Raw genomic sequence first — 16086 nt, 5'->3', positions numbered from 1 at the left:
ACCCACGATTAGCCAGTTCTCCGGCTTGATTTGGCGGGCGAGACGCGGCATTGCCTGACCCCAACCCATCCCGCCCTGTTGCAAGGTTCCTGACATGTCCCGCCGCCTGATTTCCACCGGATCGCCGTTCGAGAAGACCGCCGGCTACAGCCGCGCCGTGGTCGACGGCGATTTCGCCTTCGTCTCCGGCACCACCGGCTTCGACTACGCCACCATGACGCTGCCGGAGGGCGTCACCGCGCAGACACAGAATGCGTTCAAGACCATTGAAGGCGTGCTGGTCGAAGCCGGCTTCGCGCTGGCCGATCTGGTGCGGGCGACCTACTACATCACCGACCCCAAGGACGCCGATGCGGTGTTCGCGGTGTGCGGCGAGCATCTCAGCGAGATCCGTCCGGCCTGCACCATCGTCACGGTTGCGGCGCTGTTCAAGCCGGAGATGAAGATCGAGATCGAAGTCACCGCCAAGCGCCGCTCGGCCTGAGCCTCAACACCTTCCCCAATCCCGCGCGGCGACGATCGCGTCGCCGCCAAGTTAGTCCTGGAGATTTCGCCGATGCCCGCCCCCGCCGCCACAATCCACGCCAAGATTTCCGGCCCCATCGTGATGATCGGCTTCGGCTCGATCGGCAAAGGCACGCTGCCTTTGATCGAGCGGCATTTCGAATATGACAAGCAGCGCTTCGTCATCATCGATCCGCACGAGGACGGCGAACTGGCGAAGAAGCATGGCGTGCGCTTCATCAGCTCGGCGGTGACCAAGGACAATTTCCGCGAATTGCTGATCCCGCTTTTGACCGAAGGCGGCGGCCAGGGCTTCTGCGTCAACCTGTCGGTCGACACCGGCTCGGTCGACATCATGACGATGTGCCAGGAAATCGGCGCGCTCTATATCGACACCGTGGTCGAGCCGTGGCTGGGCTTCTATTTCGACAAGAGCGCCGGCCCGGAGAAGCGCTCCAACTACGCGCTGCGCGAGACCCTGCTCGCCGCCAAGGCCAAGGCCGGCGAAGGCGCCACCACCGCGGTCTCCACCTGCGGCGCCAATCCCGGCATGGTGTCGTGGTTCGTCAAGCAGGCGCTGCTCGACATCGCGAAAGACACCGGCACCGAGATCAACGAGCCGAAGAGCCGCGAAGGCTGGGGGCAATTGGCGCAGAAGCTCGGCGTCAAGGGCATCCACATCGCCGAGCGTGACACCCAGCGCTCGAAGAAGCCGAAGCCGATGAACGTGTTCGTCAACACCTGGTCGGTCGAAGGCTTCGTTTCCGAAGGCTTGCAGCCGGCCGAGCTCGGCTGGGGCACCCATGAGAAATGGATGCCGGACAACGGCCGCACCCACACCGAAGGCTGCGGTGCGGCGATCTATCTGCTGCAGCCCGGCGCCAACACCCGGGTTCGCTCCTGGTGCCCGACCCCCGGTGCGCAATACGGCTTCCTGGTCACCCACAACGAGTCGATCTCGATTGCCGACTACTTGACCGTGCGCGACGGCCAGAACGTGGTGTACCGCCCGACCTGCCACTACGCCTATCACCCGGCCAACGACGCGGTGTTGTCGTTGCACGAAATGTTCGGCGCCACCGGCAAGATGCAGCCGAAGTGGCACATTCTGGACGAGAACGAGATCGAGGACGGCATCGACGAGTTGGGCGTGCTGGTCTATGGCCACGCCAAGAACGCCTATTGGTACGGCTCGCAGCTCTCGATCGAGGAAACCCGCGAGGTCTGCCCGTATCAGAACGCCACCGGCATGCAGGTGTCGTCGGCGGTGCTCGCCGGCATGGTGTGGGCGCTGGAAAATCCCAATGCCGGCATCGTCGAAGCCGACGAATTGGACTTCCGCCGCTGCCTCGAAGTGCAGACGCCGTATCTCGGCCCGGTGAAAGGCTTCTACACCGATTGGACTCCGCTCAGCGATCGCCCCGGCCTGTTCCCGGAAGACATCGACGCCACCGATCCGTGGCAGTTCCGCAACGTGCTGGTTCGCTGAGTTCGCTCAGCTTGTATCCCGGACGCGGGGCAGCGCTCTTTGCGCTGCCCCGCGAGCCGGGACCGTTCCAAAGCCAGCACGCGACAAGCGCCGTCCGCGTAACGGCCCCGGCTCGCATCACGCCGCTTACGCGGCGCGCTGCGTCCGGGGCACGTGCAGCAGTCAGTTCGATTGATTACTTCGTTGGAATCGGATCGCCGACTTTCTCGGCCGGGGCCGGCGGCAACGCCGGCTTGGCGCCGGCGTCGATCGCCTCGGCATCGGGCCGCGCCGGCTGCGGCGCGACCTCGTGCGGGCGGCTCCCGGTAGTGCCGGGCTCGTCGGGTGCGGTCGGCTTGGTCTCGGCACCCGGCGTCGACTGCAGCGGCGGCGTGGCCTGCGCCACATTGGGCTGGCTCGCCAATTCCGCGAACGACACCGCGGAGATCGTCAGTCCCGCCGCAACCATCAGTCCGGCGAGAGCTAAATCTCGTTTCAAGGCGCGTGTCCTTTCGAGTTTCGTCATGAGCCTGCACTCGGATGTGCGGGAACAACGACCGACCAATAGCAAAGTTCCGGGCGCCGAAGCGCTCCGGGTCCACAGCTTCAGCAGGCTACAGCGTCAGCAGCCCTGCCTCGCCGTCGTCGGCGGCGAATCCCAATGTCGCGCCATTGCCGCTCCAGGCCAAGGCCGTCACCGCGCCCTTGCCGTTGCGGCGCACCAATATTTCCGCGCCGTCGGTGATCCGCACCATCAAGACGGTGCCGTCGCTATAGCCAGCGGCGAGCAAGTCCTGCTTCGGATGGCAGGCCACCGCCGAAACCCGCGCCTGCAACGGTGCCAGCATCGCCGGCTGCTTGCCCATCGGTCCGTCCTTGGCGGCGAACGGCCAGATGATCACGCTGTCGGCGCCGGAAGTCGCGAGACCCTTGCCGCCGGCGGTCCAGGAGATCGAGCGCACCCGTCCGGGATAGCCGCTCATCCGCATGTGCTGCTGATCGGCGAGCCGCCAGCCGTGCATCGCCGGCTCGTGCATGGTGGTGACCAGAAATTTGTTGTCCGGGCTGAACACCACGCCGAGATGCGAGCCGGCCCATTCCAGCATTTCGGCGTTCGCCGCCATGTTGGGGAACCACAGCGTCACGCCGTTGTAATGCGCGATCGCGAGCCGCATGCCCTTCGGGGCGAAGGCGAGGCCGCCGACCGTGGAGGGCACCTCGAAAAATTTCTCCTCGCCCTTCGGGCTCCGCACAAAGGCGAATTTACCGGCCGACCAGGCGATCGCGCCGTCGGGATGTAGCGCCACATTGTCGATCCAGCGTCGTTTCGGGTCGTTGGCGAGTGCCTGAAGTTTGCCACAAGCGTCGAGCGCGCTCAATTTGCCGTCGTCGGCGCCGATCACCACCCGCTTGCCGTCGCTGGCGGCGCTGAGAATCGCACCACTACTCACCTCGACGCGCGAGCTTTCGCCGGCGGCGTCGAGCAGCGTCACGGTTTCCTCGGCGCCGACGACCACCAGCGTGGTGCCGAGAAAATATGCGGCACTCGCCGGCCCGCCGAGGTCGATGCTACGCACCCGGTCGGTGACCGAGGCGATGGAGTCTGCCGGTCCGGCCGGGTCGAACTCGTCCATCACGCGGCGATGCATTGTTCGAAGCCGTCGCGGATCACCTGCTCGGGCAGGTCGCGACCGATGAAGACGAGCCGGCTTTGCCGTGCTTCGCCGTCCTTCCAGGCGCGCTGATGATCGCCTTCCAGCATCATGTGCACGCCCTGAAACACGTAGCGGTCGTCGTCGCCGGTGAAAGAGAGAATGCCTTTGGAGCGCAGGATCTTGCCGCCCTCGGCGGCGATCAGTTGCTGCAGCCACGGCATGAACTTGGCGGGATCGACCGGCTTGTCGCTCTTCAGCGCCAGCGATTGCATGTCCTCGTCGTGATAGTGCTTCAGGCCGCCATGGTTATGACCATGATCGTGAGCATGGTGGTGCTGATCGTGATCGTGGTGATCATGGTCGTGATCGTCGCCGGCTTCGAGAAACTGCGGTTCGATCTCGAGGATGCGGTCGAGGTCGAAGGCGCCGCGCTCCAGCACGTCGGCGAGCGCGACCTGGCAGCGCTCGGTGCGGTGCAGCTTGGCGTAGGGGTTGATGGCGCGGATCCGCGCTTCGACTTCGGCGAGTTCGGCCTTGCTGACCAGGTCGGTCTTGTTCAGCACGATGACGTCGGCGAAGGCGATCTGATTCTTCGCTTCAGGCGCGTCCTTCAGCCGTTCGCTGAGCCATTTGGCGTCGGCCACCGTCACCACGGCGTCGAGCCGCGAACTCGCCATCACGTCCTCGTCGACGAAAAAAGTCTGCGCCACCGGCGCCGGATCGGCCAATCCAGTCGTCTCGACGATGATGGCGTCGAACTTGCCTTTGCGCTTCATCAGCCCGCCGAGGATGCGCACCAGATCGCCGCGCACGGTGCAGCAGATGCAGCCGTTGTTCATCTCGAACACTTCTTCGTCGGCGCCGATGATCAGGTCGTTGTCGATGCCGATTTCGCCGAATTCGTTGACGATCACCGCGTATTTCTTGCCGTGGTTCTCCGACAGGATGCGGTTGAGGAGGGTGGTCTTGCCGGCGCCGAGATAGCCGGTCAGCACGGTGACGGGAATTTTTGCAGCGGTCGTTTCAGACATCATGACTCCGGCGGGATTCTGGTTGAGTCGCGCCGGAGCCAGGGCAGTCCCTTACTCGGTGGTCAGCGCGCTCGTCAGCGTCTTTATATTGTACCTGACCATATCAATGTAAGTGGGGGCCTCGCCCTTTTCGTCGGTCAGACTGTCGGAATACAGCGAGCCGCCGACCTTGGCGCCGGTCTCGGCTGCGATCCGGCGCATCAGCCGCGGGTCGCTGATGCTCTCCAGGAACACCGCCGGCAGCTTTTCCGCCTTCACCTGTTTGATGATGCGGGCGATGTCCTTGGCGCTGATCTCGGATTCGGTGGAGACCCCCTGCGGGGCGATGAAGGCGATGCCATAGGCCTCGGCGAAGTAGCCGAAGGCGTCGTGGGTGGAGATCACCTTGCGCCGCTCGCTCGGGATTTTCGCCACCGCGGCGCGAATCTCGCCGTCCAGCGCGTCGAGTTTGGCGAGATAGCTCTCGGCGTTGGCGCGGTAGGTGTCGGCGCCGGCGGGATCGGCGCCGCTCAAGGCGTCGCGGATGTTGGCGACGTAGATCTTAGCATTCGGGACCGACTGCCAGGCGTGCGGATCGGCGTGGCCTTCGAGCTTGCGCGGTGTGATGCCAGTGGTGGCGGTGGCGACCTGCGCCTTGCCGCCCGACGATTTCACCAGGCGCGGCAGCCAGCCCTCGAAGCCGAGGCCGTTGATGATCACCAGCTTGGCGGCGGTGATCTTCTTCGCATCCGCGGGCGTCGGCGTATAAACATGAGCGTCGCCGCCGGGGCCCACTAGGGTGGCGACCTGAACCCGATCGCCGCCGACGTTGCGGACGAAATCCGCCAGGATCGAGAAGCTGGCGACCACGTCGATGCGGTCCTGGGCATGAGCGGCGGGGATTGCCGCGGTGAGGGCGGTGAAGACGAGACTCGCGGTTTGCCAAAAGCGTCGCATGGTTTCTCCAATCAGGCTTCGAGGTGACGGCCGGGAAACAGCCGCCGGAGGATGCCGCCGGCAGAGCCGAACAGCACCGAGACGACATAAAGCAGTGCCGCCATCAGGATGATCGCCGGGCCCGATGGCACTTTGGTTTGGAACGACAGCACCAGTCCGGCGTAGCCGGAGGCCATGGCGCTGGCGACCGCGATGCAGATCATCCCGGTGATGTCGCGCGACCAGAACCGGGCGATTCCCGCGGGCAGGATCATCAGCCCGACCGCCAAGAGCGTGCCGAGCGCATGGAAGCCGTTGACCAGATTGATCACCACGAGCGCCATAAAGATCAGATGCGCCGGGCCGCCGGCCCGGCTGACGCTACGCAGGAACACCGGATCGACGCATTCGATCACCAGCGGACGGAAGATCAGCGCCAACACCAGCAGCGTCAGCGTAGCGTTGAAGGCGATCACCAAGAGGGTCTGGTCGTCCATCGCCAGGATGTTGCCGAACAGCACGTGCAACAGGTCGATGTTGCTGCCCTTGATCGACACGATGGTGACGCCGAGCGCCAGCGAGACCAGATAGAAGGTCGCCAGCGAGGCGTCTTCCTTCAATTCCGTCGCCCGCGACACCACGCCGGACAGGATCGCCACAGCGAAGCCGGCGATCAGTCCGCCGAACGTCATCGCGAACAGATTGAGGCCGGACAGCAGGAAGCCGACTGCGGCGCCGGGCAGGATGGCGTGCGCCATGGCGTCGCCGGCCAGCGACATCCGCCGCAACATCATGAAGACGCCGATCGGGGCGCCCCCCAGCGCCAGCGACAACACGCCGGCCAGAGCCCGGCGCATGAATTCGAACTCCAAGAACGGCGCGATCAACGCCTGATACAGCATGTCCATGGGTCAGGCGGCCTCGGGATGCGGGGCCGCGTCGGCGCAGGGCGCCGCGGTGTCGTCGAACGCCTCGCACATCCGCCGCGCCTTGCCGAGATTGTCCGCCGTCAGCACCTGCGGGGTCGCTCCCCAGGCCACCGCGCCGCGCGCCAGCAGCAGGGTCTCGGGGAAATGCGCCTGCACAAGGTCCATGTCGTGCAGCGCCGCCAATACGGTGCGCCGCTCATCGTGCCAGTGTCGCACCAGGCCGACGAGATCGGCCGAGGTCTTGGCGTCGATGGCGTTGAATGGCTCGTCGAGCACGATCACGCGGGCATCCTGCAACAGCACACGGGCAAACAGGATGCGCTGCATCTGGCCGCCCGACAGCGTGCCGATGGTGCGGTTTTCGAAGCCGCTGAGGCCGACCGTTGCCAGCGCATGAATGATGACATCGCGCTCGCGCCGGCCGAGACCGCCGAACATCCCGGTGTGTCGCCACAGTCCGGTGCCGACGAAGTCGAATACCGAGATCGGAAAGCTGCGGTCGATATCGGCAATCTGCGGCAGATAAGCGATATCGCGGACATCGAGGCCGCCGAGATTGATCGAGCCGGTGAGCGGCTTGAGAATGCCGACGATGCCGCGAAACAGCGTCGATTTGCCGGCACCGTTCGGTCCGACCACCGCCAGCAGCGCGCCTGGCGCGACTTCGCCGTCAAGGTGGTGCACCGCCGGATGACGATCGTAACCCAGCGTGACGTTATGAAAGGAGAGCTGCGCAGCCATGCTAGCGCATCGCCAGCAGCACGAAGGCCCACAGCAGCGCGCTGACGGCGAGCGCAATGCCGAGTCGCGACACCACCGTCATGCGCAGGATCGACCACGGCGGCGACTGCGACGGATGCGGCATGATCGCCGCGTGATGGTGGCCACCGGTATCAAGATGGAGATGGTCGTGCGGTTGCGGGGGCGTCATCAGGAACCTTTCAGCGGCGAAGCGTCCGCATGTTACATTATAACATTACAGGATGCAAAGCCGGCGTCGCCGAAAAGCCTGATGAGGGGACAAAATTGGTCAAAAAAGCAGACCCGAATACAGTTGCCCGCCTAGCAGGCAAAGCTAGTTAATGCCCGGTTCCAAGGCGTTCCCGATCTATCGCAATTAAGGCATCATTAAGGTTTGTTTAGGGCTCCATTAAGCACGAAATTTCGTGGCCCCGCATGAGGTTACTTCGAATTCCACTGTGGCGGATGGGTGACAGCATTTTTAGACAAAGGCGTTTATGCATTTCTGGGACGGAGCCAAGGACGGCTCCTCTGCAAGTGAAATTCTGGAGAAACACACTATGAAGAAGTTCCTGCTTGGTACCGTGGCCCTCGTCGCCATGGCAACGACGGTGCCGGCACTTGCCGCCGACCTCGGCGCCCGCACCTACACCAAGGCCCCGGCCTACGTCGCGGCCCCGATCTACAACTGGACCGGCTTCTACATCGGCGGTCACGTCGGCGGCGCCTTCGTTGGCGACGACAGCATCGGCACCGGCGCGACCCGCAGCAGCGACGGCACGTTCCTCGGCGGTGTGCAGGGCGGCTACGACTATCAGTTCGCCCCGAACTGGGTGCTCGGTGTTGAAGCTCAGTACAGCTGGCTCGATCAGGGCACCGATCCGGTTCTCGTCGGCCCCTACTCGTTCAGCGACAAGCAGAAGGGCCTCGGCTCGGTCACCGGCCGCATCGGCTACACCTGGGGTCCGGCGCTGCTGTACGCCAAGGGCGGTTATGCCTTCGCCGACTACGACACCACTGTCACCTTGGGTGGCGTTGGTGCTGCTGTCTCCAGCAAGAGCGACGGTTACACCGTCGGTGCCGGCTTGGAATACCTGTTCGCCCAGAACTGGTCGGGCAAGGTCGAATATCAGTACTATGACTTCGGCAACGTCGATTTCGGCGGCTTCTCGTTCAAGAACGACGAGCACGTCGTCAAGGCCGGCCTGAACTACCGCTTCAACTGGGGTGGCCCGGTCGTCGCCAAGTATTGATCTGAACTCATCGATCCTTCACCGGATCGAACAGACGGAAAGGGTCGGCCTCGCGCCGGCCCTTTTTGTTGTGACATTCCGCATCGCGGCAGATCGGCCTTTTTCTGGCCGAATGCATGGCTCCCATGCTGCCGGCCGCGTCGCGGTGCCAGCAAGAGAGCGAGTTTCGGCTGGCGCAGCCGGCGTTGCACCGCTAAGCCGGTGACGGGAGAAACCGCGATCCAAGAGAATGCATTCAAAAACTGAGCCTATCCCAGAGTCGGTCGACGCCCTGCGCTACCCCTGGGAAAGCCATCCCGGTGCAGACCAGGTGGTCGAAGTCGCGCCCGGTGTGCTGTGGCTGCGGCTCAAGCTGCCGTTTCGTCTCAACCACGTGAACATCTACCTGCTGGCCGACGGCAAAGGCTGGGCGGTGGTGGACACCGGGTTCGGCAATGAGTCGACGATCGAGGCCTGGACCGCGCTGTTTGCAGGACCGCTCGCCAAGGCGAAGATCAGCCGGGTGATCGTGACCCACGCCCATCCGGATCATCTCGGCCTCGCCGGATGGCTGGTGGAGCGGTTCCAATGCCCGTTCTACATGTCGCAGATCGAATATCTGCAAGGCGTCTATCATCAGAATCGCAGAACCGAAGAACGAGTGCAGAACTCGTTGCGGTTTTTCCGCCGCCACGGCATGGACGATTCAATCGCCATGCAGCTGGTCGGTCGCGGACAGGACTATCTGAAGAAGACCGCCGCCATGCCGGCGGCGTATCGCAGGTTGTCGCATGGCGACGAGATCGCGATCGGCTCCCGCAGCTTCCGGATCATCACCGGCGCCGGCCATTCGCCGGACCAGGTGATGCTGTATTGCGCCGCGGACAAGCTGTTCCTGTCGGCCGATCAGGTGCTGAGCAAGATCTCGCCCAATGTGAGCGTCTGGGCCCATGAGCCCGACGAAAACGCGCTCGGCGCCTATTTGCGTTCGTTGAAGAGCCTCGCCGAGACGCTGCCGGACGACGTCTTGGCGCTGCCGGGACACGGCGTGCCGTTCTACGGCGTCAAAGTCCGGATCGCGCAATTGTCCGAGCATCACCAGGAACGCTGCGATCTTATCGCGCAAGCCTGCCGCAAGACCGCGATGACCTCCGCCGATCTGGTGCCGGTGGTGTTCAACAAGCACGTCTTGGATGCGCATCAGACCGGCTTTGCGGCCGGTGAATTGATCGCGCACGTCAACCATATGCTGGCGGAAAATCGGCTAAAGGTGATCGAACGGCGAGACGGTCTGTTGCGCTTCAAGAGCGTCTGATCGCCCGATAGGCAAGGCAAATAATACCTGCTACTGCATTGATATGGGTCAAGTTTTGTCCCGCGACTAGGACAGCCCCTTGGTCGAAGTGTGCATTCCCGAGCAGCCTTTTCGGCTCGACAGCAATCGTGGAAGCGCTCTAAGAATACAAGTGCGACGCTAGGTCGCCTATGTCCCGCATCAGGTCTCATTGTGATGAATTACGAACAGTTTTTCGGTGACGCCCTTGATCGTCTACATGATGAACGTCGCTATCGCGTATTTGCCGATCTCGAGCGAGTCGCCGGCCGATTCCCGCACGCGGTTTGGCATTCACCCGGCGGTCCCCGCGATGTCGTGATCTGGTGTTCCAACGATTACCTCGGGATGGGACAGCACCCGAAGGTGGTCGGCGCGATGGTCGAGACCGCGACGCGGCTCGGCACCGGCGCCGGCGGCACCCGTAATATCGCCGGCACCCATCATCCGCTGGTGCAGTTGGAACTCGAGTTGGCCGACCTGCACGGCAAGGAAGCCGCGCTGCTGTTCACCTCGGGCTACGTTTCCAACCAGACCGGCATTTCGACGCTGACCAAGCTGATTCCGAACTGCCTGATCCTGTCAGACGCGCTCAACCATAATTCGATGATCGAGGGCATCCGGCAGTCCGGCTGCGAGCGCGTGGTCTGGCGCCATAACGATGTCGCCCATCTGGAAGAGCTGTTGAAGACCGCCGGTCCCGAGCGGCCGAAACTGATCGCCTTCGAGAGCCTGTATTCGATGGACGGCGACGTCGCGCCGATGGCGAAGATCTGCGATCTCGCCGAGAAATACGGCGCCATGACCTATTGCGACGAAGTCCATGCGGTCGGCATGTACGGTCCGCGCGGCGCCGGCGTTGCCGAGCGCGACGGCGTGATGCACCGCATCGACATTCTGGAAGGCACGCTGGCCAAGGCCTTTGGTTGCCTCGGCGGCTACATCGCCGGCAGTGCCAAGGTAGTGGACGCGGTGCGCTCCTACGCCCCCGGCTTCATCTTCACCACCGCCTTGCCACCGGCGATCTGCGCCGCTGCGACCGCCGCAATCAAGCACCTGAAGACCTCGAGCTGGGAGCGCGAGCGCCATCAGGACCGCGCCGCGCGCGTCAAGGCGATCCTCAGCGCCGCCGGCCTGCCGGTGATGCCGACCGACACCCATATCGTGCCGGTGTTCGTCGGCGACGCCGAGCGCTGCAAGAAGGCCTGCGATATTCTGATCGAAGAGCACGGCATCTATCTGCAGCCGATCAACTATCCGACCGTTGCCAAGGGCAAGGAACGGCTGCGTATCACGCCGTCGCCCTACCATGACGACGGGCTGATCGACCGCCTGGCCGAAGCGCTGGTGATGGTGTGGGAGCAGCTCGACCTGCCGCTCGGCGCCAAGTCGATGGCGGCCGAATAGGTCGTCGCGCAGCGTTTACCTTTCCCGACGTCCGCAGCTGCGGCAGGCGAAAATGCCTGTCGCCGCCGCTGGCCTGACGCGCTAGATATCATCGGCGCGGCCGAGGCGGTGCCTTGGCGGGCCGACGTCCTCCGGAGGGAGCAACGCGATGCTGCACGATTGGGGCGTGATCGCGGCCGCGTTCGGCTATATCGGCTTTCTGTTCCTGGTCGCCAGCTACGGCGATCGCCTCTCGCAGGCGCAACGCCAGCGGTTCGGCACCCTGATCTACCCGCTGTCGCTGGCGATCTACTGCACCTCGTGGACGTTCTTCGGCTCGGTCGGCGTCGCCAGCCGCTTTAGCGTCGATTTCCTGGCGATCTATATCGGCCCGATCCTGATGGTGGCGTTCGGCGCGCCGCTGCTGCGCCGGGTGATCGATCTCGCCAAATCTCAGAACATCACCTCGATCGCCGATTTCATCGCCGCGCGCTACGGCAAGAGCCAGGCGGTGGCGGCCACCGTGGCAATCATCGCCATCGTCGGCTCGGTGCCCTATATCGCGCTGCAGCTGAAAGCGGTGGCGTCCTCGCTGCAGACCATCCTGGGCGACGACCAAGTGATGTCGAGCATGCCGGTCGCCGGCGACATCGCGCTGATCGTGGCGCTGACCATGGCGCTGTTCGCGGTGCTGTTCGGCACCAGGCAGACTAACGCCACCGAACATCAGCACGGCTTGATGCTCGCGGTTGCCACCGAATCCATCGTCAAGCTGGTTGCTTTCATTGCCGCGGGTGCCTTCGTCACCTTCTGGATGTTCAGCCCGCACGAGCTGATCGAACGGGCGATGAAGACCCCGGAGGCGGTCCGCGCCATCGACTACGTGCCGTCCAGCGGCAATTTCCTCACCATGGTGCTGCTGTCGTTCTGCGCCATCATGCTGCTGCCGCGGCAATTTCACGTCAGCGTGGTGGAGAATTCCAGTAGCGCCGAGGTCAGCCGCGCCCGCTGGCTGTTCCCGCTGTATCTGATCGCGATCAATCTGTTCGTGATTCCGATCGCGCTGGCCGGATTGATCAGTTTCCCGTTCGGCGCGGTCGACAGCGACATGTACGTGCTGGCGTTGCCGCTGGAGGCCAACGCGCCCTATCTCAGCGTCGCGGTGTTCATCGGCGGGCTGTCGGCGGCGACCGCGATGGTGATCGTCGAATGCGTGGCGTTGGCGGTGATGGTGTCCAACGACCTGGTGATGCCGCTGGTGCTGAAACGCGGCGTCACCCCGCGCGACGACGAGCGCAGCTACGGTTCGTTCCTGCTCACGGTCCGCCGGGTGGCGATCTTCGCCATCCTGATCATGGCCTATCTGTATTTCCGCGCGCTCGGCAATACCCAGCTGGCGGCGATCGGGCTGTTGTCGTTCGCCGCCATCGCGCAGTTCGCGCCGGCGTTTTTCGGCGGGTTGATCTGGCGCCGGGCGACCGCGCGCGGCGCCATCGGCGGCATGCTGATCGGCTTCGCGGTCTGGGCCTATACGCTGTTCATGCCGAGCTTCCTCGACGGCAACACCGCAGGCGTGCTGTTGCTGCAGCACGGCCCATTCGGCATCGAAGCGCTGCGGCCGCGGGCGCTGTTCGGCGCCGATCTGCCGCCGCTGCTGCACGGCGTGCTGTGGAGCCTGTCGCTCAACATCCTGGCCTATGTGGTGCTGTCGCTGTGGAAGCAGCCGTCCTCGATCGAACGGCTGCAAGCCGCGGTGTTCGTGCCGGCGGCGCTGAAGCCGATGGCGCCGGCGTTTCGGCGCTGGCGCACGACGGTGACGGTGCAGGACATTCTCGGCGCGGTCGCGCAATATCTCGGGCCGGAGCGGGCCCGCGAAGCGTTTCGAACTTTCGCCGCCAGCCGCCGGATCAACATCGACCCGGCGGCGCCGGCGGATTTCGAATTGCTGCAGCATGCCGAGCACCTGATCGCATCGTCGATCGGCGCGGCGTCGTCGCGGCTGGTGCTGTCGCTGTTGTTGCGCAAGCGCACGGTGTCGGCGGAAGCGGCGCTGAAGCTGCTCGACGATTCCCACGCCGCGCTGCATTTCAACCGCGAGATCCTGCAGACCGCGCTCAACCACGTCCGCCAGGGCATCGCGGTGTTCAATCCGGATTTGCAGCTGATCTGCTCGAACCGGCAGTTCGGCGACATCCTCGGGCTGCCGCCGCATATCGTGCAGATCGGCATTCCGCTCACCGAGATCCTGGAATTCCTCTCGCTCAGCGCGCCCGGCTTCGGCGACAGCGACATGCAGACGCAAATCCGGCTGGCCGCCTATACCACCGAGGGCGCGCCCTATATCGAGCGGATGCAGGATCGCCATCTGGTGATCGAGGTCCGCGCCAACCGGATGCCCGACGGCGGCCTGGTGATCACTTTCTCCGACGTCACCCCGAGCTTCGAGGCCGCCGAGGCGCTGGAGCGGGCCAACGCCACGCTGGAAAAGCGGGTGCGCGACCGCACCGAGGAACTGACAAGGCTGAATTCGGCGCTGGCCTTGGCCAAGAGCACGGCGGAAGAGGCCAATATCTCCAAGACCCGGTTCCTCGCCGCCGCCAGCCACGACATCCTGCAGCCGCTCAATGCCGCGCGGCTCTATGTCACCAGCCTGGTCGAACGCCAGAGCGGCGGCGACGACGCCAAGCTGGTGGAGAACATCGACGAATCGCTGGAGGCGATCGAGGAGATCATCGGCGCGCTGCTGGATATCTCGCGGCTCGACGCCGGTGCGATGACCCCTTCGCTGTCCAGCTTCGTGATCGGCGATCTGATGCGCTCGCTGGAAATCGAATTCGCGCCGATCGCCCGGGCCAAGGGGCTGAAGCTGACCTTCGTGCCGTGCCTGCTGCCGGTGGAGTCCGACCGGCTGCTGTTGCGCCGGCTGATGCAGAATCTGATCTCCAACGCCATCAAATACACCCCGCAGGGCAAGGTGTTGGTGGGCTGCCGGCGTCGCGGCCAGTCGCTGCAGATCGGCATCTACGATACCGGCGTCGGCATCCCGATTCTCAAGCGCGGCGAAATCTTCAAGGAATTCCACAGGCTGGAGCAGGGCGCGCGGATCGCCCGCGGGCTGGGCCTTGGGCTCTCGATCGTCGAGCGGCTGGCGCGGGTGCTGAACCACGGCATCGCGATCGATTCCAACAAGAGCGGCGGCTCGTTCTTCTCGGTCACGGTGCAGATCGCCAACATGGTCAATCACACCGCCGCGGTGACCAGCGCCACGCCGCTGTCGCGGGCGTCGATGGCCGGGATCCTGGTGGCCTGTATCGAAAATGATCCGGCGATCCTCGACGGCATGAAGACGCTGCTCACCACCTGGGGCGCAAGCGTCATCGCGGTGGCCGATCCGGAAGCCGCCATCAAGGCGATCGAGTCCGCCGGGCGGCCGGTCACCGGTCTTCTGGTCGATTATCATCTCGATCGTGGCAACGGCATCGCCGGGATCCGGGATATCCGCCACCGCTTCGGCGAGGAGATTCCGGCGATCCTGATCACCGCCGATCGCAGCCCACGGGTCCGGGCGGCGGCGCGCGACGATAATATCTCGGTGCTGAACAAGCCGGTGAAGGCGGCGTCGCTGCGCGCGCTGCTCGGGCAATGGCGCGCGCAGCAGAACGTTGCCGCCGCGGAATAGCGCCGGCGATCAAGCTCGCTTTGGACCTTAACCGCCATTCACCCCCGTCATTCCGGGGCGCGAGAGCGCAAGCTCGAGCGAACCCGGAATCTCGCCACACGGGCCGCCACTTGCCTGCGGCAGGATTCCGGGTTCGCTCGCCGCAAAGCGGTTCGCGCCCCGGAATGACGTGGGGGAGGGTGTCTTTGCGTTAAACGAACTGAGAATTCAGCCGGCCGATTACTGCGGGGTGTCCTGGCGCCATTGGCTGCCGGAGATCTTGGCGGCGGCGATCACCGCCTGGGTCCGGCTTTCGACGCCGAGCTTCTGCAAAATCGCCGAGACGTGGGCCTTGATGGTGGCTTCCGAGACGCCGAGCTCGTAGGCGATCTGCTTGTTGAGCAGCCCTTCCGACAGCATCATCAGCACCCGGACCTGCTGCGGGGTCAGCGTGATCAGCCGGTCGCGCAGCTTGGTCATTTCCGGATCGGAGGCGGCGTTGAGGTCGATGTCCGGCGGAACCCAGACGTCTCCATCCAGCACCTTCTGGATCGCGTCCTTCAGCTTCTCCACCCCGAAGCGCTTCGGCACGAAGCCGGAGGCTCCGAAATCCAGCGAGCGGCGGATGGTGCCGACGTCGTCGCTGGCCGAGACCACCACCACCGGAATCGCCGGATACTGCGCCCGCAAGTAGATCAGTCCGGAAAATCCGCTGATTCCCGGCATCGACAGATCCAAAAGGACCAGATCGACATCGGCCTCCTGTTCTAGGATCGCCGTCAGTTCCTCGAAGGTTCCGGCCTCGCCGATCTTGGCGGTGGGGACGACGCTTGCGACCGCGTGCCGCAGGGCGTCACGAAATAGCGGATGATCATCGGCAATGATGAGGTGCGTGCTGGGTGTGGGGGTCATTTACTCTGACGGCGGTTGGGAACTGCGCTCGTCCCGCACGCAAGACGCGGGGAAAATCACATTTGTGCAATTCTCGCCTGACCGCAGACGTCTGGCAAGCAAACAATTTTCTACGCTTAACGCGCCGGTCGATGTTCGCGTCTGCAGCGCGGAATCTGTTGCACTGCATCACAACTTTCGATGGCGGTGCAGCAGGCCGAAAGTCTTATTGGGCGAATTTTGGGGAGGATGTTACCTTGCTGGCAATTCTGCGCATCACTCCGGCTGAGATCGGGCGCGCAGAAAGAGCTTTGACTCGGAATACACCAGGGGAGGACGTTCA

14 protein-coding genes are annotated in these 16086 nt (G+C 64.1%); 6 read left to right on the top strand and 8 right to left on the bottom strand.

What is annotated here, in order from left to right; all coding sequences use genetic code 11:
* Nucleotides 1–94 precede the first annotated feature (94 nt).
* Both RPC_RS24250 and RPC_RS24245 read left to right on the top strand, forming a co-directional pair.
* A complete protein-coding gene (locus RPC_RS24250) occupies nucleotides 95–484 on the top strand; it encodes a RidA family protein (protein WP_011475233.1) in 390 nt (129 codons plus the stop codon).
* Nucleotides 485–556: 72 nt separating this feature from the next.
* The gene (locus tag RPC_RS24245) at nucleotides 557–1993 is read left to right on the top strand and encodes a homospermidine synthase (protein ID WP_011475232.1); all 1437 of its coding nucleotides are present in this window, start codon (nucleotides 557–559) and stop codon (nucleotides 1991–1993) included.
* 175 nt (nucleotides 1994–2168) lie between these two features.
* Here RPC_RS24245 and RPC_RS24240 read toward each other — a convergent pair whose 3' ends face one another.
* The 7 genes from RPC_RS24240 to RPC_RS24210 all read right to left on the bottom strand — a co-directional run bounded on the left by RPC_RS24240 (nucleotide 2169) and on the right by RPC_RS24210 (nucleotide 7433).
* A complete protein-coding gene (locus RPC_RS24240; protein ID WP_011475231.1) occupies nucleotides 2169–2498 on the bottom strand; it encodes a hypothetical protein in 330 nt (109 codons plus the stop codon).
* Between the two features lie 88 nt (nucleotides 2499–2586).
* On the bottom strand, nucleotides 2587–3606 hold the full coding sequence (locus tag RPC_RS24235; RefSeq protein ID WP_041803275.1) for a WD40 repeat domain-containing protein: 1020 nt from the start codon (nucleotides 3604–3606) through the stop codon (nucleotides 2587–2589).
* The gene (locus tag RPC_RS24230) at nucleotides 3606–4658 is read right to left on the bottom strand and encodes a CobW family GTP-binding protein (RefSeq protein WP_011475229.1); all 1053 of its coding nucleotides are present in this window, start codon (nucleotides 4656–4658) and stop codon (nucleotides 3606–3608) included. The genes RPC_RS24235 and RPC_RS24230 overlap by 1 nt, the downstream gene beginning before the upstream one ends.
* Nucleotides 4659–4709: 51 nt before the next feature.
* On the bottom strand, nucleotides 4710–5594 hold the full coding sequence (locus RPC_RS24225; protein WP_011475228.1) for a metal ABC transporter substrate-binding protein: 885 nt from the start codon (nucleotides 5592–5594) through the stop codon (nucleotides 4710–4712).
* An 11-nt stretch (nucleotides 5595–5605) separates the two neighbouring features.
* On the bottom strand, nucleotides 5606–6475 hold the full coding sequence (locus RPC_RS24220; protein ID WP_041803274.1) for a metal ABC transporter permease: 870 nt from the start codon (nucleotides 6473–6475) through the stop codon (nucleotides 5606–5608).
* Between the two features lie 9 nt (nucleotides 6476–6484).
* Entirely contained in the window at nucleotides 6485–7243 is a 759-nt protein-coding gene (locus RPC_RS24215) for a metal ABC transporter ATP-binding protein (protein ID WP_011475226.1), read from the bottom strand.
* 1 nt (nucleotide 7244) lies between these two features.
* Entirely contained in the window at nucleotides 7245–7433 is a 189-nt protein-coding gene (locus RPC_RS24210; RefSeq protein ID WP_011475225.1) for a hypothetical protein, read from the bottom strand.
* Nucleotides 7434–7803: 370 nt separating this feature from the next.
* Between RPC_RS24210 and RPC_RS24205 the strand changes: the two genes are divergently transcribed.
* From RPC_RS24205 to RPC_RS24190, 4 genes are all read left to right on the top strand, one after another.
* Entirely contained in the window at nucleotides 7804–8496 is a 693-nt protein-coding gene (locus RPC_RS24205; protein WP_041802243.1) for an outer membrane protein, read from the top strand.
* Between the two features lie 229 nt (nucleotides 8497–8725).
* On the top strand, nucleotides 8726–9790 hold the full coding sequence (locus tag RPC_RS24200) for an MBL fold metallo-hydrolase (protein WP_011475223.1): 1065 nt from the start codon (nucleotides 8726–8728) through the stop codon (nucleotides 9788–9790).
* A 195-nt stretch (nucleotides 9791–9985) separates the two neighbouring features.
* Complete coding sequence (hemA, locus tag RPC_RS24195; RefSeq protein ID WP_011475222.1) at nucleotides 9986–11215, top strand: 5-aminolevulinate synthase; 1230 nt, start codon at nucleotides 9986–9988, stop codon at nucleotides 11213–11215.
* A gap of 148 nt (nucleotides 11216–11363) precedes the next feature.
* Nucleotides 11364–14873 carry a PAS domain-containing hybrid sensor histidine kinase/response regulator gene (locus RPC_RS24190; protein WP_011475221.1) on the top strand — a complete coding sequence of 1170 codons (3510 nt, stop codon included), beginning with the start codon at nucleotides 11364–11366 and terminating at the stop codon, nucleotides 14871–14873.
* 219 nt (nucleotides 14874–15092) lie between these two features.
* Here the strand turns inward: RPC_RS24190 and RPC_RS24185 are convergent, their stop codons facing one another.
* Nucleotides 15093–15764, bottom strand: a complete 672-nt coding sequence (locus RPC_RS24185; protein ID WP_011475220.1) for a response regulator — start codon at nucleotides 15762–15764, stop codon at nucleotides 15093–15095.
* Nucleotides 15765–16086: the final 322 nt, after the last annotated feature.

This window comes from Rhodopseudomonas palustris BisB18, assembly GCF_000013745.1.
Classification (GTDB): domain Bacteria; phylum Pseudomonadota; class Alphaproteobacteria; order Rhizobiales; family Xanthobacteraceae; genus Rhodopseudomonas_A; species Rhodopseudomonas_A palustris_F.
The sequence above is the reverse complement of the archived record's forward strand: the minus strand, read 5'-3'. Positions and strand labels throughout refer to the sequence as shown.

Excerpts from the sequence above, each read along its gene's own strand:
- RPC_RS24220 (WP_041803274.1), bottom strand. The coding sequence starts at position 6,475 with ATGCTGTATCAGGCGTTGATCGCGCCGTTCTTGGAGTTCGAATTCATG.
- RPC_RS24190 (WP_011475221.1), top strand. The coding sequence starts at position 11,364 with ATGCTGCACGATTGGGGCGTGATCGCGGCCGCGTTCGGCTATATCGGC.
- RPC_RS24205 (WP_041802243.1), top strand. The coding sequence starts at position 7,804 with ATGAAGAAGTTCCTGCTTGGTACCGTGGCCCTCGTCGCCATGGCAACG.
- RPC_RS24250 (WP_011475233.1), top strand. The coding sequence starts at position 95 with ATGTCCCGCCGCCTGATTTCCACCGGATCGCCGTTCGAGAAGACCGCC.
- RPC_RS24225 (WP_011475228.1), bottom strand. The coding sequence starts at position 5,594 with ATGCGACGCTTTTGGCAAACCGCGAGTCTCGTCTTCACCGCCCTCACC.
- RPC_RS24235 (WP_041803275.1), bottom strand. The coding sequence starts at position 3,606 with ATGGACGAGTTCGACCCGGCCGGACCGGCAGACTCCATCGCCTCGGTC.
- RPC_RS24200 (WP_011475223.1), top strand. The coding sequence starts at position 8,726 with ATGCATTCAAAAACTGAGCCTATCCCAGAGTCGGTCGACGCCCTGCGC.
- RPC_RS24230 (WP_011475229.1), bottom strand. The coding sequence starts at position 4,658 with ATGTCTGAAACGACCGCTGCAAAAATTCCCGTCACCGTGCTGACCGGC.
- RPC_RS24215 (WP_011475226.1), bottom strand. The coding sequence starts at position 7,243 with ATGGCTGCGCAGCTCTCCTTTCATAACGTCACGCTGGGTTACGATCGT.
- RPC_RS24210 (WP_011475225.1), bottom strand. The coding sequence starts at position 7,433 with ATGACGCCCCCGCAACCGCACGACCATCTCCATCTTGATACCGGTGGC.
- RPC_RS24240 (WP_011475231.1), bottom strand. The coding sequence starts at position 2,498 with ATGACGAAACTCGAAAGGACACGCGCCTTGAAACGAGATTTAGCTCTC.
- RPC_RS24185 (WP_011475220.1), bottom strand. The coding sequence starts at position 15,764 with ATGACCCCCACACCCAGCACGCACCTCATCATTGCCGATGATCATCCG.
- hemA (WP_011475222.1), top strand. The coding sequence starts at position 9,986 with ATGAATTACGAACAGTTTTTCGGTGACGCCCTTGATCGTCTACATGAT.
- RPC_RS24245 (WP_011475232.1), top strand. The coding sequence starts at position 557 with ATGCCCGCCCCCGCCGCCACAATCCACGCCAAGATTTCCGGCCCCATC.